The sequence below is a fragment of the Natrinema hispanicum genome (genome assembly GCF_004217335.1).
Classification (GTDB): domain Archaea; phylum Halobacteriota; class Halobacteria; order Halobacteriales; family Natrialbaceae; genus Natrinema; species Natrinema hispanicum.
Window position 1 is genome coordinate 298,728 of the sequence record NZ_SHMP01000004.1, and the last position, 23,084, is coordinate 321,811.

At 63.8% G+C, this 23,084-nt stretch carries 20 protein-coding genes; 5 read left to right on the forward strand and 15 right to left on the reverse strand.

The features are described from left to right. Positions 1-132: 132 nt before the first annotated feature. Both BDK88_RS08425 and BDK88_RS08430 read right to left on the reverse strand, forming a co-directional pair. A complete protein-coding gene (locus BDK88_RS08425; RefSeq protein ID WP_130500050.1) occupies positions 133-996 on the reverse strand; it encodes a 2-oxoacid:ferredoxin oxidoreductase subunit beta in 864 nt (287 codons plus the stop codon). Continuing rightward, a complete protein-coding gene (locus BDK88_RS08430; protein ID WP_130500051.1) occupies positions 993-2,750 on the reverse strand; it encodes a 2-oxoacid:acceptor oxidoreductase subunit alpha in 1,758 nt (585 codons plus the stop codon). Before BDK88_RS08430 ends, BDK88_RS08425 begins: the two co-directional genes overlap by 4 nt. A gap of 262 nt (positions 2,751-3,012) precedes the next feature. On the opposite strand from BDK88_RS08430, the gene BDK88_RS08435 reads away from it, so the two are divergent. Together BDK88_RS08435 and BDK88_RS08440 are read left to right on the forward strand one after the other, a co-directional pair. Next, positions 3,013-3,651, forward strand: coding sequence for a ferredoxin--NADP reductase (locus BDK88_RS08435; RefSeq protein WP_130500052.1), 639 nt, complete (start codon positions 3,013-3,015; stop codon positions 3,649-3,651). Positions 3,652-3,812: 161 nt separating this feature from the next. Further along, positions 3,813-4,682: a hypothetical protein gene (locus BDK88_RS08440; RefSeq protein ID WP_130500053.1), complete on the forward strand. Its 870-nt coding sequence runs from the start codon at positions 3,813-3,815 to the stop codon at positions 4,680-4,682. Between the two features lie 27 nt (positions 4,683-4,709). Here BDK88_RS08440 and mce read toward each other — a convergent pair whose 3' ends face one another. The 8 genes from mce to BDK88_RS08485 form a co-directional block, all read right to left on the reverse strand. Further along, positions 4,710-5,096, reverse strand: coding sequence for a methylmalonyl-CoA epimerase (gene mce / locus BDK88_RS08445; RefSeq protein WP_092931668.1), 387 nt, complete (start codon positions 5,094-5,096; stop codon positions 4,710-4,712). Positions 5,097-5,292: 196 nt separating this feature from the next. Next, positions 5,293-5,688, reverse strand: a complete 396-nt coding sequence (locus tag BDK88_RS08450; RefSeq protein WP_130500054.1) for a hypothetical protein — start codon at positions 5,686-5,688, stop codon at positions 5,293-5,295. Positions 5,689-5,962: 274 nt separating this feature from the next. Continuing rightward, entirely contained in the window at positions 5,963-7,648 is a 1,686-nt protein-coding gene (locus tag BDK88_RS08455) for an acyl-CoA mutase large subunit family protein (protein WP_130500055.1), read from the reverse strand. A gap of 86 nt (positions 7,649-7,734) precedes the next feature. Further along, positions 7,735-8,061 carry a hypothetical protein gene (locus BDK88_RS08460; RefSeq protein WP_130500056.1) on the reverse strand — a complete coding sequence of 109 codons (327 nt, stop codon included), beginning with the start codon at positions 8,059-8,061 and terminating at the stop codon, positions 7,735-7,737. A gap of 91 nt (positions 8,062-8,152) precedes the next feature. Continuing rightward, complete coding sequence (locus tag BDK88_RS08465) at positions 8,153-8,737, reverse strand: GNAT family N-acetyltransferase (protein ID WP_130500057.1); 585 nt, start codon at positions 8,735-8,737, stop codon at positions 8,153-8,155. 500 nt (positions 8,738-9,237) lie between these two features. Then, the gene (locus BDK88_RS08475; RefSeq protein ID WP_207225284.1) at positions 9,238-10,164 is read right to left on the reverse strand and encodes a M48 family metallopeptidase; all 927 of its coding nucleotides are present in this window, start codon (positions 10,162-10,164) and stop codon (positions 9,238-9,240) included. A gap of 118 nt (positions 10,165-10,282) precedes the next feature. Then, the gene (locus tag BDK88_RS08480; RefSeq protein WP_130500060.1) at positions 10,283-11,209 is read right to left on the reverse strand and encodes a hypothetical protein; all 927 of its coding nucleotides are present in this window, start codon (positions 11,207-11,209) and stop codon (positions 10,283-10,285) included. Positions 11,210-11,347: 138 nt separating this feature from the next. After that, entirely contained in the window at positions 11,348-12,001 is a 654-nt protein-coding gene (locus tag BDK88_RS08485) for an HAD family hydrolase (protein WP_130500061.1), read from the reverse strand. Between the two features lie 209 nt (positions 12,002-12,210). Between BDK88_RS08485 and BDK88_RS08490 the strand changes: the two genes are divergently transcribed. Further along, a complete protein-coding gene (locus tag BDK88_RS08490) occupies positions 12,211-13,398 on the forward strand; it encodes an MFS transporter (RefSeq protein WP_130500062.1) in 1,188 nt (395 codons plus the stop codon). Between the two features lie 69 nt (positions 13,399-13,467). Here BDK88_RS08490 and BDK88_RS08495 read toward each other — a convergent pair whose 3' ends face one another. The 5 genes from BDK88_RS08495 to grpE all read right to left on the reverse strand — a co-directional run bounded on the left by BDK88_RS08495 (position 13,468) and on the right by grpE (position 19,650). Further along, complete coding sequence (locus BDK88_RS08495; protein ID WP_130500063.1) at positions 13,468-14,211, reverse strand: acyl-CoA synthetase family protein; 744 nt, start codon at positions 14,209-14,211, stop codon at positions 13,468-13,470. Positions 14,212-14,306: 95 nt separating this feature from the next. Continuing rightward, positions 14,307-15,140, reverse strand: coding sequence for a ZIP family metal transporter (locus tag BDK88_RS08500; RefSeq protein ID WP_130500064.1), 834 nt, complete (start codon positions 15,138-15,140; stop codon positions 14,307-14,309). 148 nt (positions 15,141-15,288) lie between these two features. Next, a complete protein-coding gene (dnaJ, locus tag BDK88_RS08505) occupies positions 15,289-16,467 on the reverse strand; it encodes a molecular chaperone DnaJ (protein WP_130500065.1) in 1,179 nt (392 codons plus the stop codon). 108 nt (positions 16,468-16,575) lie between these two features. Continuing rightward, the gene (gene dnaK, locus BDK88_RS08510; RefSeq protein ID WP_130500066.1) at positions 16,576-18,519 is read right to left on the reverse strand and encodes a molecular chaperone DnaK; all 1,944 of its coding nucleotides are present in this window, start codon (positions 18,517-18,519) and stop codon (positions 16,576-16,578) included. A gap of 177 nt (positions 18,520-18,696) precedes the next feature. Then, positions 18,697-19,650 (reverse strand): nucleotide exchange factor GrpE, encoded by a 954-nt coding sequence (gene grpE / locus BDK88_RS08515; protein ID WP_130500067.1) that lies wholly within the window; start codon positions 19,648-19,650, stop codon positions 18,697-18,699. 214 nt (positions 19,651-19,864) lie between these two features. Here grpE and BDK88_RS08520 point away from each other — a divergent pair, with 214 nt between their 5' ends. Together BDK88_RS08520 and BDK88_RS08530 are read left to right on the forward strand one after the other, a co-directional pair. Next, positions 19,865-21,328 carry a DEAD/DEAH box helicase family protein gene (locus BDK88_RS08520; RefSeq protein ID WP_130500607.1) on the forward strand — a complete coding sequence of 488 codons (1,464 nt, stop codon included), beginning with the start codon at positions 19,865-19,867 and terminating at the stop codon, positions 21,326-21,328. Positions 21,329-21,540: 212 nt separating this feature from the next. Further along, positions 21,541-23,073 (forward strand): DUF790 family protein, encoded by a 1,533-nt coding sequence (locus BDK88_RS08530; RefSeq protein ID WP_130500069.1) that lies wholly within the window; start codon positions 21,541-21,543, stop codon positions 23,071-23,073. Positions 23,074-23,084: the final 11 nt, after the last annotated feature.

Genomic DNA, 23,084 nt, shown 5'->3' on the forward strand with positions numbered 1-23,084 from the left:
TGTAGTGATCGTGACTGCCAGTGGCGACGCTCGGTCGATCGAACGCCGGACGGACGACTGGCTGTCGTTGATCCGACCGCGTCGTAAAAAAGCGAGTGACCGAGTCAGTACCGATGGACGCGACCGGTCGCCTCAGTAGAACTCGCGGACGAGGTCCATCGCGTCTTCGGGCGCGCCGTCCGGGATCTCGGACATGTCCTCGGTGACGCCGTGTTTCTCGTGGTACGGGACGGAGTTTTCGTCCTGGTACATGACGCCCTGGTACTCCTTGTCGCTGTCGAGGATGACTTCCTTGGCGGCCTCGTAGTCGGTCGGGTCGTGGTCCTCTTCCTCGAGGTCGACGAGGTTGTCACGGAAGTAGTCGTAGGTGTCGACGTCGTTGAACGTGACACACGGGCTAAAGACGTTGACGAAGCCGAAGCCGTCGTGTTCGATGGCTTTCTCGACGATCTCGGCGTGGCGCATCGCGTCAGAGCTGAAAGACTGGGCGATAAAGGACGCGCCGGAGGCAAGCGCCAGTGCAAGCGGGTTGACCGGCGGCTGTTTGGTGCCTTCGGGGGTCGTCGAGGTCTCGAAGTCGGACCGCGAGGTCGGCGAGGCCTGTCCCTTCGTCAGCCCGTAGATGCGGTTGTCCATGACACAGTAGGTCATGTCGACGTTTCGGCGGACGGCGTGGACGAAGTGCCCGGCACCGATCGAGTAGCCGTCACCGTCACCACCGGCGACCATCACTTCGACGTCGGGGCGGGCCATCTTGACACCGGTGCCAACCGGGAGCGCACGGCCGTGAACCCCGTGGAGGGCGTAGCTGTGCATGTAGGTCCCGATCTTGCCGGAACAGCCGATCCCGGCCACCACGAAGGTGTTGTCGGGGTCGTTGCCGGTGTTCGCGAGGGCTTTCATCATGCCGTTCATCGTCCCGAAGTCGCCGCATCCGGGACACCAGGTCGGCTGCTTGTCGGATTTGAAGTCGGTGAATCGTACGTCGGAGCTCATTGTGCTGGCACCTCTTCGGAGAGTTTCGCGGTAATCTCGTCTGCGAGTTCGTCCGCCTTGAAGCGGACGCCGGTGTATTTGTTAATGCGTTTCACGCGGGTAAGCACGTCGTGTTCGATCAGGTCGGCGAACTGTCCCGTCGCGTTACACTCGACGACGATCGTCTCGTCGGCGGCTTCGATCTCGTCGGACAGGTCCGGTCGCGGGAAGATATAAGGCACCGAGATGACGCGGACGTCGATGCCATCGTCCTCGAGATACTCGAGCGCTTCGGCGAGTGCGCCCTCGTTGGAGCCCCAGGAGATGACGAGGTTGTCGGCGTCCTCGTTGCCGAACTCGCGGTAGTCCCAGTCCTCGCGTTCGCGGGCGGTCTCGACCTTTCGGTTGCGCTTGTCGACTTGGTGGACGCGCTCGTCCTCGTCTTCGGTCCGGCGGCCAAGTTCGTCGTGCTCGAGGCCGGTGCTCATGTGCGCACCGTCGGTCGTGCCGGGGATGGCACGCGGGCTGATGCCGTCGTCGGTGACGGCGTGGGCGCGGAAGTGGCCCTGCGCGTCGAGCCACTCGTCGACCTCGTCTTCGTCGACGAGTTTGCCGCGGTCGATCTCGACTGCGTCCATGTCGAAGGCCTCCGGCGGGAACGTCTGTTCGGTGACGGACATCGCCAGATCGGAGACCAGGAACACGGGCGTCTGGTATTTCTCGGCGAGGTTGAACGCCTCGACCGTCTTCCAGAAACACTCGTCGATCGACGTCGGCGCAACGACGAAGCGCGGCACTTCGCCGTGGCCGCCGTACAGGGCCATGTTGAGGTCGCCCTGTTCTTGCTTCGTCGGCATCCCCGTCGAGGGGCCAGAACGCTGGACGTCAGCGATAACAAGCGGCGTCTCGCTGGTCGCAACCAGCCCGAACGTCTCGGTCATGAGGTCGATCCCTGCACCCGACGTCGCGGTCATCGCTCGAGCGCCGGCGCGGGCACCACCGAGGGCCATGTTGATCGCCGAGAGTTCGTCTTCGGCCTGAACGACGTGGCCGCCGTACTCCTCGATCCGGCCGGTCAGATACTCCATGATGGAGGTCGCGGGCGTGATCGGATAGCCGGCGTAGAACCGGCAGCCGGCGGCGAGTGCCCCCATGCCGACCGCCTCGTTGCCGTTGAGAAGGACGTAATCGTTGTCCGTCGTCTCGAGGTCGTAGCCGAGGTGATCAAGGTCGTAGTTCTCCTGGACGTACTCCTGGCCTGCCCGAGCGGCTTCCTTGTTGTTCTCGACGATCTTCGAGCCCTTTCCGCCGAAGCGCTTCTCGAGTGCTTCGTCTAAGTACTCGACGTCGAAGCCGGTAATCTCACACGCAGCACCGAGCGCGACGATGTTGCGCATGATTGCGCCGCCGGCCTCCTCGGCCAGCGACTTCAGCGGGACGTCGACCGCCGTCATCTCGTCGGGAATCTCGGCCTCCCACGAACGCTCGCCGTCGTAGATGATGGCGCTGCCTTCGTGAAGTTCGTCGAGATTCTCGTCGATGGTACGCTGTGTCAGCGCGACGAGGATGTCGAGACGGTCGACGACGCTTTGCACCTGGTCGACCGACGTGCGAATCTTGTAGGCGGTGTAGCCGCCCCGAATTCTCGATGCGAAGTCTTTCGACGTGAATACGTGCCGTCCTGCTCGGGCAAGTGCCTGAGCGAAGATTTTCCCGGTGGAATCGATACCGTCTCCGGCTTCGCCACCGACCGCCCAGTTGAGATCCTCAGCCATGTTATCCTGAGCCTTACCCCCCATAAATGAAAAGGCTTCTGAAACCCTAGGCGTACCTCCGCAACAGTGGAAGGTTTATCTTATAACTACTGTATTTATAATTGATAATTATCGTTCCTGATCAGGACCGACTCCAGCAACGACTGGCGATCAGGTCCATATCAGTCTCGCCTGCCGCGTCCGGCGCGTCCCTGCCACTGACGTGGCGCAGACGCCCTGCCGAAACGGAACGCCTTTTCAATCGGCAGCCAAACCGGCTCGCATGGAGGGGACGCCAGTCACCGTTACATCGGTCAGCGAAGTCGGTCCCGGCACCGTCGCACTCGAGCTCGAGACACCAGCGGACTTCGACGCCCAGCCAGGGCAGTTCGTCTTACTCCGAGCGACACCCGACGACGAGGAGATCTCGCGTCACTACACGCTTTCGTCGCCGTCGGTCGAGGACACGTTCGAACTGACTGTCGGTGTCGATCCTGACGGCGATCTCTCGCCGTGGCTCGCCGACCTCGAGGGCGGTGAAACCGTCGCTATCGAGGGGCCGTTCGGCCGAACCACCTACGACGGCGACGGTGACGTCGTCGCGGTCGCCGGCGGTCCCGGCGTCGGCGCGGCGGTCGCGATCGCCGAAGCGGCCCAAGAGGCAGGCCACGACGCCGTCGTGATCTACCAGGACGACGAGCCCGCACACGAAGCCCGGCTCGAGGCGCTCGAAGACGCGGGCGCGACGGTCACCGTTCTCGAGGCCGATGCGGACGCGGAGCTGGCAGACGCCGTCGCGACCCACCGCGAGGATGGCCAGCTGTATGCGTTCGGATTCGACGACTTCGTGACGTTCGTCGCTGACACGATCGAGCACGACGGCGGTGATCCGGACGAGGCCCTGATCGAGAACTTCGGGTAACACACCCCAGGCGGTCGCTCGCTCGGCTCTCGGAGCAGCTTATAAACCATAGCTCGCAATTCGGCTGTGGCCGTCGATGTCTCGAGCAACGAACGTCACTCTCAGAAACCAGTCAGCAATGGTGACAAAGATGTTTAGGTCACATCGTGGTGGCGTCGACTATGCGACGGCGTCATCTGTTCGTCGGCACGGCCGGCGTGCTCGGCGGGCTAGCTGGCTGTGTTGATTCGGCGCTCGAGCGCCGCAGGACGGACCGAACCGGCAGCTCGGGCGGCGGACCCGGCTCCGGATCGGACGAGCCGATCACCGTGGGCGATCCCGACGCCGTTCCGTTCCCCTCTGCACAGCCGCCACACGAACTCGCGCTTCGCAACGACGGCGACACAGAGCGCACGGCTGCCGTCGAGATTACGGCCGACGAGAACGAGTCGCTTCTCGAGCGCGATGTCACGGTGTCCGCGGACGAGACGGTCACGTTCGTCCTCGTCGAGCCACGTTCGTACACCATCTCGATAACGACGAGCGACCCAGACGGGAGCAGCGAATCGAGTACGACTGTCGGCGTCGATCGCGAGCCGTTCGACTGTACGCGGTCACAAACGACGGTGACGCTGCGCGAGAACGGAACCAGCACGGACTCGACTTCGCGATCGACGTCGTGTCCCGAACCAGCGGTTACGGACACGTCACTCGAGCGCAAAGCGCAGGACTGTGCGAGTGAAACGGACGGAACTGCGACCGTCGCGTTCACCGACGAGGCCGTCGTCGTGACCGGACGGATCCCGACGCCGACGCCGTGTTACGAGCCGTCGCTCGCCGACGTCACGTACGATGACGGACGTGACGTGCTCACAGTGGTCGTCGACAGCGGCGAGCAGACGGCCGACAGCTGTGCCGACTGCCTTGGCATCGTTGACTACGAGGCCACGATCGACCTCGATGGCCGATATCCCGGCCGCGTCGCGGTGCGCCACGAAACGCGGGGCGAGCGTCGACAGGTGGCTACGGCTACGTTTCCTGCGTCCGAGTAGCAATCCGAACCGGCCGAGCGATGGCCGTCAGTGTTCGACGAGTTCGACCAGAATGCCGCCGGTGTCTTTCGGATGGAGGAACGCGACCGAGTGACCCCACGCGCCCGGCCGTGGCTCCTCGTCGATCAGCGTCACGTCGTGGTCGCGGACCGTCTCGAGGGCGGCCTCGATGTCGTCGGTCGCGAGCGCGAGATGGTGGATACCCGCACCGCCGTCCTCGAGATAGCGGGCGATCGTCCCGTCGTCCTCGAGGGGTTCGAGTAACTCGAAATAGCCGTCGCCACACTCGAGGAAGACGACGCGCATCCCATCGAACTCCTCTTCGTGAGCGACCTCGAGACCGAAGAGATCGCCGTACAGTTCTGCGAGTGCCTGTGCGTCGTCGGTCGCGATGCCGGCGTGATCGAAGTGCATCAGGCTGAGTTCCTCGCGGCGACCGCGTTATTGTTGTGATTTGTCCTCACAGCCGATGGCGCATATACCAGCGTGCAATCAATATTAGATCCGCGCGTGCTTGCGAAGGTGAGACTGAGACGAGATGATCGGAGAGTATCGTGAGAGGAGTATATCGGCGCGTCTCGAGGCCACTGTTGTGTGGCCCGTCACGAAGTCATTGATAGTCCGGATCGATCTCATCGACCAGCCAGTCGACGGCCTGTTGGTACCAGTCGTCGGTCGTGCCAGCGTTGAGATACCGCTCCCAGTCGTAGATTCCCGATTCCTTGGCGAGCCGGCGAAACTGCAGCGTCAGAATTGCCGAGTCGAGAATGACGCTCGAGCGGACCATGCCTGCCTCCTGATAGTGTTGCTGTCCGTCTCGCATGAGTTGCTGTTCGTCGTCGTTGAGCAGTTTTAGGTCCCGCATGTCGACGAGGACGCCGAACTCGTCCGGTGAGTCTCGAAGCACTGCTTGCGAGTCGTCAGCCCACTCGTGAAGTTCGTCCGCGTCCATCTTCCCCGCAAAGGTAATCTGAAATCCGAAATCCATCTCCTCAATTGTATACATTAGTGAACTATGTTGGCGTGAGGAAAGATCACGGTATTACCGTTGCGGTATCCGCTACGACATGTTCGGTGCCCTATAGAACAGCGGTTGGCGAGAGTATTGTCGCGGGTCCCGATCGAATCGGATTCGACAGCGATTGATACTGTCAGACGACGGTCCGTAAAATACGTGCGCGCGTCTCGCGTGCGATCGGCGGCGATCTGTGGTTTCCGACCAGATAGCCGCCGACCGGGGTCAGTACCAATTCTGGCTGCGGGTGCTCGAGTGTGACCCGTTAGACCGCGCTGCCGGGCTGGTACTCGCCGAACTCGTCGCGTAGGACGTTACAGATCTCGCCGACCGTCGCGTAGGTCTTGACGGCGTCGATGATGTACGGCATCAGGTTCTGGTCGCTCTGGGCGGCGTCCCGAAGCGCCTCGAGCGCTGCATCGACTTCCTCGTCGTCGCGGTCTGTGCGCGTCTCCTCGAGGCCGTCGATCTTCCGCTGTTGGTCTTCCTGCGTGACCTCTTCGACGTCCATCTCGGGCTCTTCGTCCTCGATTTCGAACTCGTTGACGCCGACGATGATCCGGTCTTTCTCCTCGATCTCGCGCTGGCGGTCGAAGGCCGTATCCTGGATCTGGCGCTGGACCCACTGTTGCTCGACGGCGTCGAGCATGCCGCCGCGTTCTTCGACTTCGTCCAGAATTTCGTAGGCTTCTTCCTCGACCTCGTCAGTCAGGGATTCGACGTAGTAGCTGCCGGCAAGCGGGTCGATAGTGTCTGCGGCACCGGACTCGTGACCGAGGATCTGCTGGGTTCGCAAGGCGGTGCGGACGGACTCCTCAGTCGGCAGCGCGAGTGCCTCGTCCTTACCGTTGGTGTGGAGACTCTGAGTGCCCCCGAGGACGGCTGCAAGCGCCTGATAGGCGACACGGACGACGTTGTTCTCGATCTGCTGGGCGGTCAGCATCGAACCCGCGGTCTGGGTGTGGAACTTGAGCTGTTTGGACTTGGGGTCGTCGGGGTCGAAACGCTCGTCGATGATGTCGTGCCACATCCGACGGGCCGCACGGAACTTCGCGACCTCCTCGAAGATGTTGTTGTGGCCGTTGAAGAAGAACGACAACTGGGGTGCGAACTCGTCGACATCGAGGCCGGCCTCGATCGCCGTCTCGACGTACTGGATGCCGTTCCCGAGCGTGAACGCAAGCTCCTGAGCAGCCGTCGAGCCGGCCTCGCGGATGTGATAGCCCGAGATCGAGATGGTGTTGAACTTCGGCGTCTCCTCGGCACAGAACTCGAAGATGTCCGTGATGATCCGCATCGACGGCTCCGGCGGGTAGATGTAGGTGTTCCGCGCGATGTACTCCTTGAGGAGGTCGTTCTGGATCGTCCCCCGAAGTTCCTCGCGGTTGACGCCCTGCTGGTCGCCGACTGCGATGTACATCGCCAGCAGGACCGATGCCGGCGCGTTGATCGTCATCGAGGTCGAGACCTCGTCGAGTGGAATGCCGTCGAAGACGGTTTCCATGTCCTCGAGCGAGTCGATCGCGACGCCGGCCTTGCCGACTTCGCCGGCGGCCATGTCGGCGTCGGAGTCGTAGCCCATCTGGGTCGGCAGATCAAACGCCATCGAGAGGCCGGTCTGGCCCTGATCGAGCAGATAGTGATAGCGCTCGTTGGTGTCTTCCGGCGTCGAGAAGCCGGCGTACTGGCGCATCGTCCAGAGTCGACCGCGGTAGCCCGTGGAGTAGACACCGCGCGTGTACGGCGGCTCGCCGGGGTTGCCAAGGTCTTCCTCGTAGTCGAGGTCATTGACATCCGCCGGGGTGTAGAGGCGATCGACTTCCTGGCCGCCCGTATCGGTCGTAAACGTTTCCTTGCGTTCGCCGAAGCGGTCGAGGACGGGTTCTACTTCCTCTTCGTGCCACTCCTCCTTGCTGGCACGGATCTCCTCGAGTTCGTCGGGATCGAACATTATCGAAAGCGAGGACGGCACGGGGCTTGAACTTTGATGAACACGGCGAGCCACCTGTCGTATTGCTGAATCGATCAGGGGCTAGCTTAGACGGTATCGTCTGGCTCGTGTCGGGCAGCCATCCGCGAGGCTTCCTCGGCGTAGCGAGCTTGTGTGTCCGGATCATCGACGGACCCAAGCGCCTCGGGCGGGACGCACAACCCGGCTTTGGTCTCGCGTACCGGGCCGGAAAAACTGGTTAGCGCTCGCTCACGGCGATGATAGCGCCGGCCGTCTTCGGTCGCGTACACGAGGATGATGATATTGAGTTCGTCGTCGCCATACGTTCGCTCGACGAGCCAGACGCGAACGTCGTCTTCGTCGCCGTCGGCGTGCTCGCTCTGGGTCGTTGGCTCGGATCCATCGGCAGTCATGCCTGTTGACTGTCCGTCTGCATCTGGGTATGGATTTCGGCGTTCGACGACCCCTTGACAAGTCCGGCGTCGCTGTCGGTGTGTGCCACCGTCACCGGCCCGTATCGTACTTGTACGTCGCCGAGTCGGGATCGATGCCGAAGTCCTCGGGCGACTCCTCGCTGTCCGCGTCTTCGCGGCCTTCCGGCGCGCGCTTGAACGCCTCCCGGAGTCGCGCTGGCATCCGGAACTCGTCGACGTCGATCGACAGCGGCACTGCATCCGGGTCGGATCCGTCGCGTTTGGCGTCGAGACGGTCCTGTAGCACGGTCGGCAGGTCCGACTCCGAGATCCGCTGAAAGCCGAACTGGGCGAGATAGGCCCCCTCGGCGGTCAGAGCGTAGACGGTATCGAACCCCTCGTCGCCGGCGTACTCTACGAGTCGTTCGACGACGTGGGCCCCGACGCCCTGTCCACGCCAGTTCTCGAGGACGCCGATGCTGGTTAACTCGCAGACGTCGTCCGAGTCATCGGGTTTGTGGACGCGGATCCGACCGAAGCCGGCCTTTTCGCCGGATGCCTCGTCGATAGCAACGACGTAGTCACGAGAGCGAAACGCCGTCTCATCGAGTCCCATCGCCTCGATGTGATCCAGCAACCAGACTTCCTCTCTGTTTTTCGCGTCCCGAACGTACATGATTCGACGTAGGCGACGTGCAGCCAAAAGGGTTTGTGGGTTGCCATACCGTCGATCACAGTCCGTGTCGCTCGCGTCGGCTGGCGGGCCAGTCGTTCGACAGCCCGACGCCGCTGATCGCGCGGCCCTGTTCCAAATTCGATGTCCATCCGTAGCACAACATAGTTTTACATATATTGTGTTCTGGATATAGTCAAATTATGAACGCTGGCTAATACACCGAATCTAGGCCATATATATCCAAATAATGTGCATAAGAGCCACATCTGGCAAAGACTTATACCCGACCATGACAACAAATAGCATATCATGGTGGAGTGCGAACGCTGTGGCGATAACGTCTCCCGGCTTTTCACGCATCGACACCGGTCCGACACCATGACTCACCGCCGAACGCGAGAGGTCTGTGCGACCTGTCATCCGTCCGTCCCGAAGGCAGTCCGATCGGATCGTTCCTCCAAGAGATCCATCGCCGGCGGCGGGTTCGACTGAGTCGACCGTCACTGAACCGACATTCGCGTCCGCTCGTCGCGTTCCCGTGTCCGCTCGAGCAGTCGTTCGATCCGATCGTCGGTCGAGGGATGCGTCGACAGCAGCCGAGTCACCGCGTCCTCGTCGGACTCGGTGTGGACGTACAGCGTCGAGAGCAGTCCACGCGGAGGCTCCGCCGCCCGCTGAATCGTCCGCAGCGCGCGGGCGAGCGCGACCGGCTTCCCGGTGACGTCGGCAGCTCGCTCGTCGGCGGCGTACTCCCGCCGGCGCGAGTGAGCCCGAACAGCCAGCGTCACGAGCAGTAAGGCAGCCACCACGCCGCCCTCGATGAGTTTCAGCAGGCGGCCGAAGACCGTCCGCGACCACGACCGGGGGTCACCACGAAGCCACGCGAGCGCTCGTGCTGTACCCACGATCGGTAGCAGAACCGGCGTCAACACCACGAAGACGACGCCGGCGAACGTTCGGAAGACGCTGTACGCGAGCGTCTGGACGAACGCGTCGTATCCCTCGAGATGAGCGAGTTCGTGAGCGACCAGCGTCTCGAGTCCGTCGAGCGACAGCAGCCGAAAGAGCGAGCGATCGAGCACGATCACGCCGTCGCGACCACCACCCAGCGCGAAGGCGTTCGGGGCCGGCAACTGCGCGATCAGAATCGTCGGTGAGTCGACGTCCATGCGCGCCTCGAGCCGATCGAGTCGCCGGTAGAACGCAGGTGCGTGCGATCGTGGCAGTTCGACTGCGTCGATGCTCGAGAGCAACTGTTTCGTTCCGAACCGGTAGCTCAGATAGCCACCGATCAGGCCGCCCCCGACGAGCACGAGCAGTGTCGTCCCAAGGTCGGGTGCCGACGTTCGAAGCACCGACAGCGCCCAGACGCTGACAGCTGCGAGGGAGAGATACCACAGCAACAGCAGGAACCCGATCAGGGCCATCAGGAGACGGGGCCCCGTCCCCGCTCGACGAGCATGCATCGTTCTCGCGTCGAGCGAGGAACGGCTGACTGAAACGGATGTCGCCTACTCGAGACGGACGACGTGCTCCTCGTGGCGGCTAGCCGTTCGACAGCGCTTCATCGAGTCGCTTCTCGATGTCGGCCAGTTCCTCGCGCAGGGCTTCCCCCTCGGTATCGTCGAGGTCGTCGAGACGGTCTGTGAGTCCCTGCAGCCGCGAGTACTTTTCGTCCTCGTCGACGCCCGTCTTCTGGATGTAGACGTCTTCGTTGCTGTCGTAGACCTCGTCTGTCTCCAGTTCGGTCACCGCGAGGACGACGTCCAGTTTGTCCCGGTCGATGCCGGTGACCCACTCGCGGGGGATACCGCGGTCGTCGAGCGCGGCGAACACGGTTTCGGCATCCTTCGGCCGGCGACGCTCCCGCGTCGTCCGCCGGATGGTTCCGTATCGCCCGTGGCGTTGCTGGTCCGGCCCCAGCCGCTCGAGCAGCGGTTCGCGCGCCGAGCGACGCAGTCGATCGGTGCCGTGCTGGACATCGGATGTGAGGACGTACAGATCAGTCAGGGAGTCAGTCTCGAGTGCTGTGAACTCGTCCGTCTCGAGCCGTTCGAGCAGCGCCGCCAGAAGCAACGCGTCGTCGTGGACGCGTTCGCGCGGGGCCCGTGCGTCCGCCGCAGAAATGAGAAACGGACTCTCCCCGGCGACGGCGTCAGGGTCAGAGCTGATCGTGTCGTCGTCAACCGCATACTCGTCGGTGAGGGTCACGACGCTTGCATACGGTTCGACCCCCGGCTGCAGTCGCTCGATAGCGATTGCCTCCTCCTCGAGTCGCTCGAGGACGACGACGAACTGTTCGCGCCAGAGCGACTGTCGCTCGCCGCTGTCCCCGAACCGGACGACGATCCGATCTGCTGCGGTTCGCTCGATGCCAAACGGCCGCTCGGAGACCGGTGTGATCAGTTCCGCACCCGGCTCGAGGGCTTCACACTGCTTCCGGAGGCTCGTCCAGGTGTCGTCGGGGTCCATACGTCGTGTACGACACGGAGGCGCAAAAATCGCGGCCACGAATCTGCATCGATCCGGCGCTCGTCGGTTCCGGTTGGGGCTCACATCCGCTCGAGGCGGCGATCCGGACCGAAGTCCGTGCGTCGAGAAGCGCCCTTCTTATCGGAGCGCAGCCGGAAGCTGCGACAGCGACGAGAGCTGATAGGTCGGCGTCGCATCTAAATCGGGCTCGTCGGCTTCGGGCCGCGAGATGAGCACCGAATCGATACCGGCGTTGTCGGCCGCGTGGACGTCGACGGCCCGGTCACCGACGTACAGCGCGGTCTCGGCCTCGAGATCGGCGATCGCGGCCTCGATGTTCGTCGGATCGGGTTTGCGTCGGGACAGTCCATCGGGAGTCAGCGGGCAGCCATAGACGGTCTCGAACAGCGATCGAAGCCCGAATCGATCGAGCAGCGTCGAGACGACGGTCGGATGGTTGTCGCTGACGATTCCAAGGGGTGCCTCGAGCGACCGCATCGCGGCGACGTCGTCGTAGGCGGAGCGAAGCCCACGTTCGACCTCCTCACGCTGGACCCGGACCATCTCCCGGGCGGCCTGGGCACAGAAGGAGTCCGTTTTGATGCCGAGGCTGTGACACCGCTGGGCGAGCGACTCGAAGTCGCCACGCATGAGTTCCTGAAACGTTTCAGAAGCCGGCCCAGAGCGACCGAATTTTTCGTAGGTTCGGCCGAGCGCGTCGTAGAGTCGCTGGGACGAGGGGTTCTCGACCACGACCCCGTCGAAGTCGAACAGGACCGCGTCGTATTGCATTGCTACCGGGTCGTATCGACTCCGAGGCTATAACCCTATCTGATGCTCTCGACTCGCGTGAAGACTGCCCGCCACATCCAGTGGACCTTGCTCTCTGCCCTGCTTCCGGAACCACAAACGTGCTACTGAGTGTTCTAACAGTTTGTGGAGCGGCTCGAACCGCCGGCTGACCGCAATCCTGTTGTGACTCGTCTGCAGAAGAAAGCGCAGTGGGAACCTCGAGACGGCTTCGACGAACGCTCTGGGTACTGGTGGCGGCAGCGACGCTGACAGTCATGGCGGGGGCAGTTCTCGGCCCGGTCGTGCCCCGGATTCAGCGCGAACTCGGCGTCTCCGGGCTCGCAGCCGGACTCGTTATCACGACTCACGGTGGCGTCATCGTCCTCGCGAGCCCGCTTCTGGGGTCGCTCGTCGATCGGATCGGAGCCCGTCGGCCCTTCGTAGGCGGACTCGTCGTCTACGGCCTCGGCGGCGGTGCGGGGCTGTTCGTCGACTCGTTGTATCCGCTATTGGCCTCTCGGATCGTCCTCGGACTCGGCACCGCTGCGGTCTATACGTCGGTGACCGTGCTCATCTACGACTGCTACGAGGGACAGGCGATGGAGCGGGCACTCGGATATCGAAGCAGCGCGAATAGCGCCGGTGCCGCAGTTTGGCCGCTGGTCGGTGGCGCGGCCGGGGCAGTCGCGTGGAACCTGCCGTTTGGCATCTATCTCATCGCGGTGCCGCTTGGCGTCGTCGCGGCCCTGACGATTCCCGAGATCGATCCGGCCGACGACACTCGTGACGGGGCCGCAGACGGGACTGGCGACAGCGCACCGGTGCTTTCCGTGTTTCGCGACCGGCCGGCGCTCCCGCTCGTGTACCTGCTGTACTTCGGTGCGAACGCGTTGCTGTACGTGATCGTCGTGTTCTATCCACAGTTTCTGGCCGGTATCGATGTGACAGACTCCCTGCAGATCAGCCTCTATCTCGCAGCCAACGGCGCTGCCGGTGGTCTCTCGGCAATCACGTACGACCGCCTACTGCGGTACGTCGACCGGTCGGCGCTCGTGCTGGCGGCGCTCGTCCTCTGGGCCGTCGGATTCGGGATCGCAACCACCGTCGGAACTCCCATGGGCGCGGTGATACCGGTGGTCCTGTTCGGACTCGGCGTCGGGCTGGTCTTCCCCTCGACGTTCGCATGGGTCGAAGCGTTCGCACCGGCGGCACGGCAGGGCCAGTTCAGTTCGTACATCGCTTCCTTCGGCTACACCGGACAGTTCCTCTCGCCGGTCCTGTTCGGGGCGCTCGTGCCGTTTGCAGGCGTCAGAGGCGTCTTCGTCGCCGCCGGTGTCGTCGCCGGCCTCGCCGCCATCGGTCTCGGCACGAGCCGACTCCGAGGAGCGGCGACCTGAGTCGATCGGTCTCAGGTCCCAGTGCGGTCTGTGCTCCGAACACGACGCGCCGAGCCCGGTGCGGACTCCCTACAGTGCGACAGAATCGAGATCGATGCGAGTCGGTTCCGGCACCGACGCGGTCGACTCGCTCGCGACGGCGCACGTCCCCCGTTCGGTCGGCGTCTCGTCGCCGGTTGGTAGCACGATCACGCCTCTGGCCAGCAGCGGTGCGATCACGCCAGCAACGACGGTCCGAGGGTCCGACAGCGACGCGCGGACGACGACTCGGTCACCGGCCTCGAGTCCAACATCGTCGACGACCGCGTCTGCAGCCTCCAGTACCTGCTCGTGGGTCACCGTTTGCTCGCCGTCAGTCAGAATCGTGGTGTCGGGATCGATCGACAGCGGCGGGAACGAGGGGTTCTCGGTCCAGACGCCAGCGTCGAAGTGGTGGACGTCCGGCGAGTCGGGTTTGTCGCCGTAGCCGACTCGCTGTGCGCCCTGTGGCAGGTCGTAGTCTTCGAGCTCGTCGACGGGCGCGACGAGCGCCCGGAACGCGTCGTCGTCCGCGAGGTCAGTCGGCGGGTCAAAGCGGGTCTGACTCTCGAGCAACGTCGTCCCCAAAAAGGCGAGTAGGGCCAGCGGGCCGTCACCGACGACGCCGACGGTGACGCCCTCGCGAACGCCCGCGTGGCGCAGGAAGTTCCCGGATTTCCAGGCAGTGGTACACAGCCAGTGGTAGTCGTACTCCCGGCCCGTCACGTCGACGAGCCCGGTTCGATCGTCGCGCAGTTCCCGGGTGAGGAGGTCGTCGACCGTCGCGGCGTTCATACAGGGACATGAGATGCGGGGCGAAAAAAGCACGCCGACTCGTATCCTCGATGAGGCCATCAAAAGCCGTCATACGGCGGCGGCAGGAACGGTCGTTACCCGAGACTGACGTCGAGATACAGCATCACGATCACGCCGGCCATGACGCCGAGCGTGGCGATCCGCTCGTAGCCGCGGGTGTGGGTTTCGGGAATGATCTCGTCGGAGATCACGAACAACATTGCACCGGCAGCGAAGCCCATCGCGTAAGGGAGCAGCGGCGCGACGACGCTCACCGCCAGCGCACCGAGTACCGCCAGTGGGATTTCGACGATCCCTGAGCGTATCCCGGCGAACGCCGCATAGAAGCGCCGATCCAGTCCGGCGTTGATCGCTGCCACCGAGACGGCAAGGCCCTCCGGAATGTTCTGGATACCGATCGCGAGCATGAGCGCGATCCCGTTCTCGACATCGCCGGAGCCGAATGCGACGCCTACGGCCAACCCCTCGGGCATATTATGGAGCGTGATCGCCAGGATGAACAGCACGACGGGGACCAGCCGTTCGTTCTCGAGGGGCAGCGACGTACTCGGATCGGCTTCGTCAGTCCGTGTACGGCCGGTCAGGAGAAAGTGTGCATGGGGGACGAGCCCGTCGGCACGATCGAGAAAGGCCGCGCCGAGTGCGACGCCCACGAGCGTCGGGATCGGATCCCCGCCGGAGTACTGCTCGATGCCCGGGATGATGAGACTCGTAAAGGCCGCAGCGAGCATGACGCCAGCCGCGAACCCGAGTGCGCCGTCGAGTGCCCGCTTCGAGGGGTCTCGCCAGACGAGGACCAGCAATGCGCCGACCAAGTTCAACGTCGCAATAACGATTCCGCCGACGAGCCCCTGTATCACCGGCTCTTCGCCGGCGACCTGCACGAACAGGTCGACTATCGAGACCATGCATCCAGCCCTCGAGTCACGGTCTCGTCTCGTCGCTCACTGGTCCCCATTGCCGTCATGTATACTGACGACCAGCATATAAGATCACCAATCGGGTGCAGCGTGTTACCACGGTAGGGGACGGTGCGCGAACGCGATCGGAGACCCTCTAGAACGCCCGCTTGATCTTCTCGAAGAAGCCCTCTTTGACCTCGATCTCGTCGCCGCCGGCCTCCGCGAAGGCCTCGAGTGCCTCGCGTTGGTCCTCGTTCAAGCTCTCGGGGGTGACGACCTGCACTTTCACGTAGAGGTCGCCGTGGCCGCGACCGCGCAGGCGGGGCATGCCCTTCCCCTCGAGGCGGAAGGTCTCGCCGCTCTGGGTTCCCTCGGGGATTTCGAACTCGACAGCCCCATCGAGCGTCGGCACGGAGACGGTGTCACCAAAGGTGGCCTGCGGGAACGAGATCGGCAACCGATATCGCAGGTCGTTACCTTCGCGTTCGAACTGTTCGTGCTCGCGAATGGAAACGTCGATCAGCAAGTCACCGTGGCGGCCACCCTCGGGGCTCGGCGCACCTTCGCCTTCCATCCGGAGCGTCTGCCCGTCCTGAATGCCCGGTGGGACCTCGACAGTCAGGGTCGCCTCACTACGGACGTAGCCCTCCCCGCGACACTCATCGCAGGTCTCGGAGTAGATCGTCCCCTCGCCCTCACACCGGGGACAGGTCGTCGTCTGCTGGACGCGTCCCAGCGGCGTCTGCTGGACCTGTGTCACCTGTCCGCGGCCCTGACACTCCTGACAGGTCTCGGCGTCGGCCTCCGGCGGATGGCCTGCCCCGTCACAGACTTCACACTCTTCGGGCCGTTCGACCGTGAACTGCTTTTCGGCCCCGTGGTAGGCCTCCGCTAAGTCGATCTCGAGTTCGGTGCGCAGATCGCGTCCCTTGCGGGGGCGACGGCGGCCGCGGCCACCGCCACCGCCGCCGAAGACCTGTTCGAAGAGGTCCCCGAGACCGCCACCGCCCATGCCACCGCCGCCCATACCGCCACCCATGCCGCCGAACGGGCCACCACCCATGCCGCCGGCACCGCCCGCATCGCTGGCGTCGAAGCCGTGTTTTTCGGCCTGTTCGTAGCGGTCGTGGCCCATCTGGTCGTAGGCCTGGCGCTTTTCCTCGTCAGTCAGGACTTGCTTTGCCTTCTGGATCTTCTTAAACTTCTCCTCGGCGTCAGGATCGTCGCTGACGTCGGGATGGTACTCGGTGGCTTTCTCCCGATACGCCTGTTTGATCTCCTCGGCAGACGCGTCGGGGCTCACGCCGAGAACGTCGTAGAAGTCCTCGCTCATTCGTTGTTCCACCGATAGTCGGTTGAGACACTTGAAACGAACGTTCCCACGAGCGCCCGGTTAAAACAAAAATTAGCGGTTCACAGGACCGCCGACGAGCCGTTCTCGTTACTCGTCGTCTTCGTCCTCGTCGAAGCTGACGTCCTCGAAGTCGGCGTCGACGAACTCCTCGTCGTCGTCGTCACCGGCAGCGCCCGCACCGGCGTCGGGGCCGGGGTTCGGGCCGCCGCCCATGCCGCCCATGCCTGCACCGCCAGCGCCTGCGCCTGCTGCGCCGCCCGCAGCGCCGCCAGCACCCGCGGCACCGGCTTCCTGGTAGATCTGCTTGCCGATCTCCTGAAGCTGCGTGCTCAGCTCTTCGGTCGCCGTCTCGATGGCCTCGGCGTCGGCATCGTCGTCGTCGATCGTCTCCTCTAAGTCCTCGATCGCAGCCTCGATGTCGGCACGGAGGTCATCGTCGACCTGCTCGTCGTTTTCCTCGAGCAGCGTCTCGGCGCGCTGGATCGTGGCCTCGGCAGTGTTACGGGCCTCGATGCGCTGGCGCTTCTGTTGGTCTTCCTCGGCGTGTTGCTCGGCCTCGCGCTGCATTTCCTCGATTTCGGCGTCGGAGAGGCCGGCACCGCCTTCGATGGTGATCTCCTCGGTCGTGCCGCTGCCTTTGTCTTCGGCGGAGACGTTGACGATGCCGTTCTCGTCGATCGAGAACGTCACTTCGATCTGTGGCGTCCCTGCAGGGGCCGGCGGGATGCCGGTCAGGTGGAACTCGCCGAGCAGTTCGTTTTCGGCGGCGAGTTCGCGCTCACCCTGGAAGACGCGGACCTGCACCGTCGTCTGGTTGTCCGCCGCAGTGGTGAAGATCTTCGACTCCTCGGTCGGGATCGTCGTGTTCTTCTCGATGAGCCGTTCGAAGAGGCCACCCTTGACCTCGATACCCAGCGAGAGCGGCGTGACGTCGAGCAGGACGATGTCGTCGACCTCGCCACCGAGGACGCCACCCTGAATCGCCGCGCCCAGCGCGACGGCCTCGTCGGGGTTGACGTTCTTCTGGGGCTCTTTGCCGGTCAGCTCTTCGACCTTCTCGGAGACCTGTGGCATGCGGGTCGAGCCACCGACCAGCAGGACCTCGTCGATGTCGTCTTTGCTGTAACCAGCGTCCTCGAGCGCCTGCTCGGTCGGTTCGACGGTACGGTCGATCAGGTCCTGGGTCAGCGACTCGAACTTAGCCCGCGTCATCGACTCTTCGAGGTGGATCGGGCCGTCGTCGGTCGCGGTAATGAACGGCAGGTTGATCTCGGTCTCCTTGCGCGAGGAGAGTTCGATCTTGGCCTCCTCGGCCGCGTCTTTGAGCCGCTGGAGGGCCTGACGGTCCTCGCGGAGGTCGATGCCGTGTTCCTCCTCGAAGTTGTCGGCGAGCCAGTCGATGATGGCCTCGTCCCAGTCGTCGCCACCGAGGTCGTTGTCGCCGTTGGTCGCGACGACCTCGTAGACGCCACCACCGAGATCGAGAATGGAGACGTCGAACGTGCCACCACCGAGGTCGTAGACGAGCACGGTCTGGTCGGAGTCGTCGTCGAGGCCGTAGGCCATCGACGCGGCCGTCGGTTCGTTGATGATGCGCTCGACCTCGAAGCCGGCGATCTCGCCGGCGTCTTTGGTCGCCTGACGCTGTCGGTCCGAGAAGTACGCGGGGACCGTGATGACGGCTTTCTCGACCTCGTCGCCCAGATAGTCCTCGGCGTCACGTTTGATCTTCTGGAGGATCTTCGCCGAGATTTCTTCGGGCGTGTACTCTTCGCCCTCGATCTCGACCGTGTAGTCATCCTCGCCGATGTGGCGTTTGATCGAGGCGATCGTCTTTTCGGGGTTCTGGATCGCCTGATTCTTCGCCGGTTTGCCGACGAGCCGTTCGTCGTCGTCGGTAAACGCGACGACCGAGGGCGTCGTCCGTTCGCCCTCCGCGTTGACGATGATCTCCGGATCGCCACCTTCCATTACCGCGAACGCGCTGTTCGTCGTCCCAAGGTCGATTCCGAGAATCTTGTTGCTCGCCATTCTGGACGGCTATTGTGCGCACTTTGTTTTAAAGGTTACTAGGGGCGAGCGGGCTGCGAATAAAACGTCGCTGTAGCCACTCACACGTCGGATTCCAGTAGTTTGGTTCCAGTAAAAACGGCCACCACGACCGAACAGGACTCGAGCGATCAGCTTTCGGGGTGGCGGGCAGATGGATTACGAGTCGTCCGGGTTGGCGTCGTCCGTGGCTGTGTCGTCGGCGTCGCCGCTGGGTGTGTCAGCACCAGCGTCGCCGTCGTCATCACGTTCTTCGTCGCCCTCGAGCTCGCCGTTCGAGACGGTCACCTGTGCGTTCTGGATGACCTTCTCGCCCATCTCGTAGCCGGGGGTGTAGACGTCAGCGATGGTGCCTTCAGGATGGGCGCTGTCGATCTGCATCATGACCTCGTGGCGTTGTGGGTCGGTCTTGGTGCCGGGGTCAGGATCGATCTCGGAGACGTTTTCGTCCTCGAGGATGCGGTCGAACTCCCGCAGCGTCATCTCGACGCCTTGCTGGAGGCTTTCGGCGTCGCCGCTTTCCTCCTCGAGTGCACGCTTTAAGTTGTCTCGGACGCCGATGAGTCGCTCGACGAGGTCCTCGGCGGCGCGATCCTTGATCTGCTGTTGGCGCTTTTTCGCCCGTTTCTTGTAGTTTTGAAAGTCCGCCTGCTTGCGTTTGAGTCGACTTTCCAGATCCTCGATCTCGGCTTCGTACTCGTCGATCGTCGCTTCGGCGTCCTCGAGTTCGGTCTGGAGGTCGTCGATCGTCTCGGCCTGGGACTCGATGCGTTCCGCGAGGTCCTCGAGTTCCTCGCGCTGGTGGCTTACGGTCCCGTTGAGGTCGCGGGCCTCGTCGACGATCGAGGCGACCGTATCGGCGAGTTCGTCGTCGACTTCGGTGAGGCGATCGAGGACGTGCTGGATGTCCTCGCTCGTTTCGGGAGCGCTAGCTGTGTCTTCGTCGGGCGTGTCGTCCACTGCCGTCGGTTCTGTCTCGACCGATTCGGCTGCCAATTCCGACTCTCCGGTCGGTGCCGTCTCGGGATCGGCGTCGGCCATCTCGCCGTCGTCGGATTCCTCCTCGGACGGGACACCCTGGGCTGACGCGTTCGTGCCCTCGTCTTCGCTCATATGGCAGTCAACGAACAGCGGTAATAAAAGGGTTGAGGTACCCGATTACCGTGTTCCATCCAGGTCTAGACACCGTTATTCTATGAGTGCGAGTTGGGATAATACTGGCCGCAAGCGAGTTCTACCCGACAGCATCGGTTTGAGACCGGTTCCGATGGAACACACCGTTGTGCCCGCGGGACGGCACGGCGTTCCACCGAACACCCGACCGTATATGTGCGTGCTGTCCCGACTATGGGCCGTGACACGGGCTTCGGCGGACGATGTCTCGGCGATCGACCTCTACTATGAGGACGGCACGATCCGACTGGACGGCCTCGAGCAGTCGCCGCTCTCGCCGTCGTCGCTGCAGGCGACCCTGCCCGACCTCGAGGCGGACCCGCGAACTGACAGCTGGCGGCTTCCCGCCGGTCAGTATGCCGCCCTGCGTGCTGCGGTGGACAGATCGACTGCCGCGATCGACGATCACGTCCTCGAGCTCGAGTCGGTGGCACCTCTCGCGTCGGCGTACGAACTCCGCGACTATCAGCAGACGGCACTCGAGACGTGGCTCGCAACTGACCGCTGGGCCGACGGGCCGGCTCTCGAATCCATCGAGCGAGCCCCCGCCGGCGTCCTCGAACTGCCGACCGGCAGCGGCAAGACCGTCATCGCGCTGAAAGCGATCGAACGGCTCTCGACACCGACGCTGGTCGTCGTGCCGACGATCGACCTCCTCGAGCAGTGGCAGCGCGAACTCGAGCGCGAATTTGGAGGACAGATCGGCCGTTTCGGCGGCGGCGAACAGCGCCTCGAGCCGATCACCGTTTCGACGTACGACTCGGCGTATCTCAAGGCCGGTTCCGTGGGCGACCGCTTTGGCTGTGTGATCTTCGACGAAGTCCATCACCTCGGCGGCGAAGGCTATCGGGAGATCGCACGCCTGCTGGCCGCACCGGCACGGCTGGGGCTAACCGCGACGTTCGAGCGCCCCGACGGCGCACACGAGGTAATCGAGGACCTCGTCGGCCCGCTCGTCCACCGCATCGACGTCGACGAACTCGCCGGCGACCACCTCGCCGACTACGACATCAAGCGCCTCGAGGTGGCACTGACGACCGACGAGCGCGAAGCATACGAGCGAAATCAGGACGTGTTCACGAGCTACCTCGCGAAGTCGGGTATCGACATGCGCAGCGGCTCGGATTATCAAGAACTCGTCAAACGGTCCGGGAACGATCCCGAAGCCCGAAAAGCGCTACTCGCGCGCCAGCGTGCGCGTGAGATCATGCTTGGGAGTGAAGCCAAACTCGAAGCCCTCACCGAGATCCTTGCCGACCACCGCGACGAGCGGATCATCGTCTTTACGGCACACAACGATCTTGCGTACGACGTCAGCGAGCGGTTCCTGATCCCGACGATCACTCACCAAACTGGAGCGGCGGAACGCCGGGAGATCTTGGAGCGCTTCCGCGAGGGGACGTATACCCGGATCGCGACCTCGAACGTCCTCGATGAAGGCGTCGACGTGCCCGACGCGAACGTCGCGGTCGTCCTCTCGGGCAGCGGCAGCGAACGGGAATTCACCCAGCGGCTCGGGCGAATCCTGCGGCCGACGGCGGACGGAAACCGTGCACTGCTCTATGAAGTTGTAAGCGAGGGGACCGGGGAAGAGCGCGTCGCTGAGAGGCGACGCTAATGCGGCGTTTCTCGAGTGTGTAGACGAGCCGTCCGATCAGCCCCCAGACGCCGTCGTGAGTTTCGTACTCGATTCGGAGGGCCGAATCGTCCATCTGTGGTGTTGGAACGGAGCCGCCGTAATCCCGGCGACTGCGCCGACCCCCGTCGTGACCGATCACGAGACGCCGCCGTCCGGGTGACTTTTGCCGTCGCAACCCCGACTCGAGACCGATGCTGACGAAGGACCTGCTGCGCGTCTCGCGGGCCGGCGGGGGGTATCACCCCCAGTTTGCCGACCGGAGCCATCGGCCACTCGCCGCCCGCGTCATCGGCACCTATCAGGGTCACGTCGGCGAGCCGCGGGCGGCGCTGGAGGATGCACTCACAGGACTCGAGCGCGAGGCCGACGATTTCAAACTCGCTCGCGGCCTCGCGGCGCTGGTCGAACGGGAGGCGACGTTCGAAACCGACGCGGCGATCGAGCCCGAACGCGCCCGTCGAGCCGCCTTCGAGGCCGCTGAAGCGGTCGGCGTCGTCACCGAAGACGAGCGCGCGATGGCACTCATTCGTGCGAGCGAATCGCTCGACGTGTCGGCCGACGACCTCGAGACCGCACTGTACGCTGATCTCGAGGAGCGCCAGGTCCTGACTGCAGTCGAACCGCGCTGGGATCCCGACGGGCTGGTCGCCCAGTACAACCTCTCGCTGGCCCAGACGGCGCTGTTCGACGCGACCGAGGTGCGGGTGCGCTCGAGCGATCCCAAAGCGCTGATTTCGGCGATCAAGCGCCTGCGCTTGATGTACGAGATTCGCCGGCTCGAGGGCGACGCTGCGGACGGCGCTGACGAGCTCTCCAACCGCGAGGTCGTCGTCACGGGTCCGACACACCTCTTTCGGGCGACCCGCAGATACGGGACCCGCTTTGCACAACTCCTGCGGACCGTCGCGAGTGCCGACGCGTGGCAGCTCGAGGTAACGATCGACGACCGGGGCACAGAGCGAACGCTTACACTCTCCGACGCGGACCCGATTCGGGTTCCAGACGCTGATCCGGTCGCGGAGGTGTCCTTCGACAGTGGCGTCGAAGCTGATTTCGCGGCTCGCTTTTCCAGTCTCGATCTCGACTGGGAGCTCGTCCGCGAACCCGAACCGCTCGCGACGGGCACGCGGGTGATGATCCCGGATTTCGCCTTCGAATATGCCCACGGTGACTTCCGCGTTTACTTCGAGATCATGGGCTTTTGGACGCCCGAGTACGTCCAGAAGAAGCTCTCTCAGCTCGCCGATCTCGAGGACGTCGCCATGCTTGTCGCCGTCGACGACTCACTGGGCGTCGGCGGGGAAATCGCCGCCCGTGACCACCGGGCGATCCCCTACTCGGGGACGGTGCGGCTCAAAGACGTCGCCGATGTCCTCCGGGAGTACGAACGACAGCTGGTTGCCGAGGATGCAGCACAGCTTCCCGACACGTTGCAGCCGGACGACGACGTCATCACGCTCGAGGCGCTCGCCGAGCGCTACGGCGTAAGCGCGGCTGCCCTCGCGGACAAAGCCACGCCCGACCACGAACGGGTCGGCCGGGCGCTGGTTCGGCCTCCCGTCCTCGAGTCGATCAAGGACGACCTCGAGGCCGGGATGTCGCTCGAAGATGCCGAGGCGGTGCTCGAGGCAGATGGCCTCTCCGATGCGAGCGCGATCCTCTCGCGACTCGGCTACCGCGTCGAGTGGGAGGGACTGGCTGGCGGGACGATCGTCGAGCGGTAGCGGACGACCGC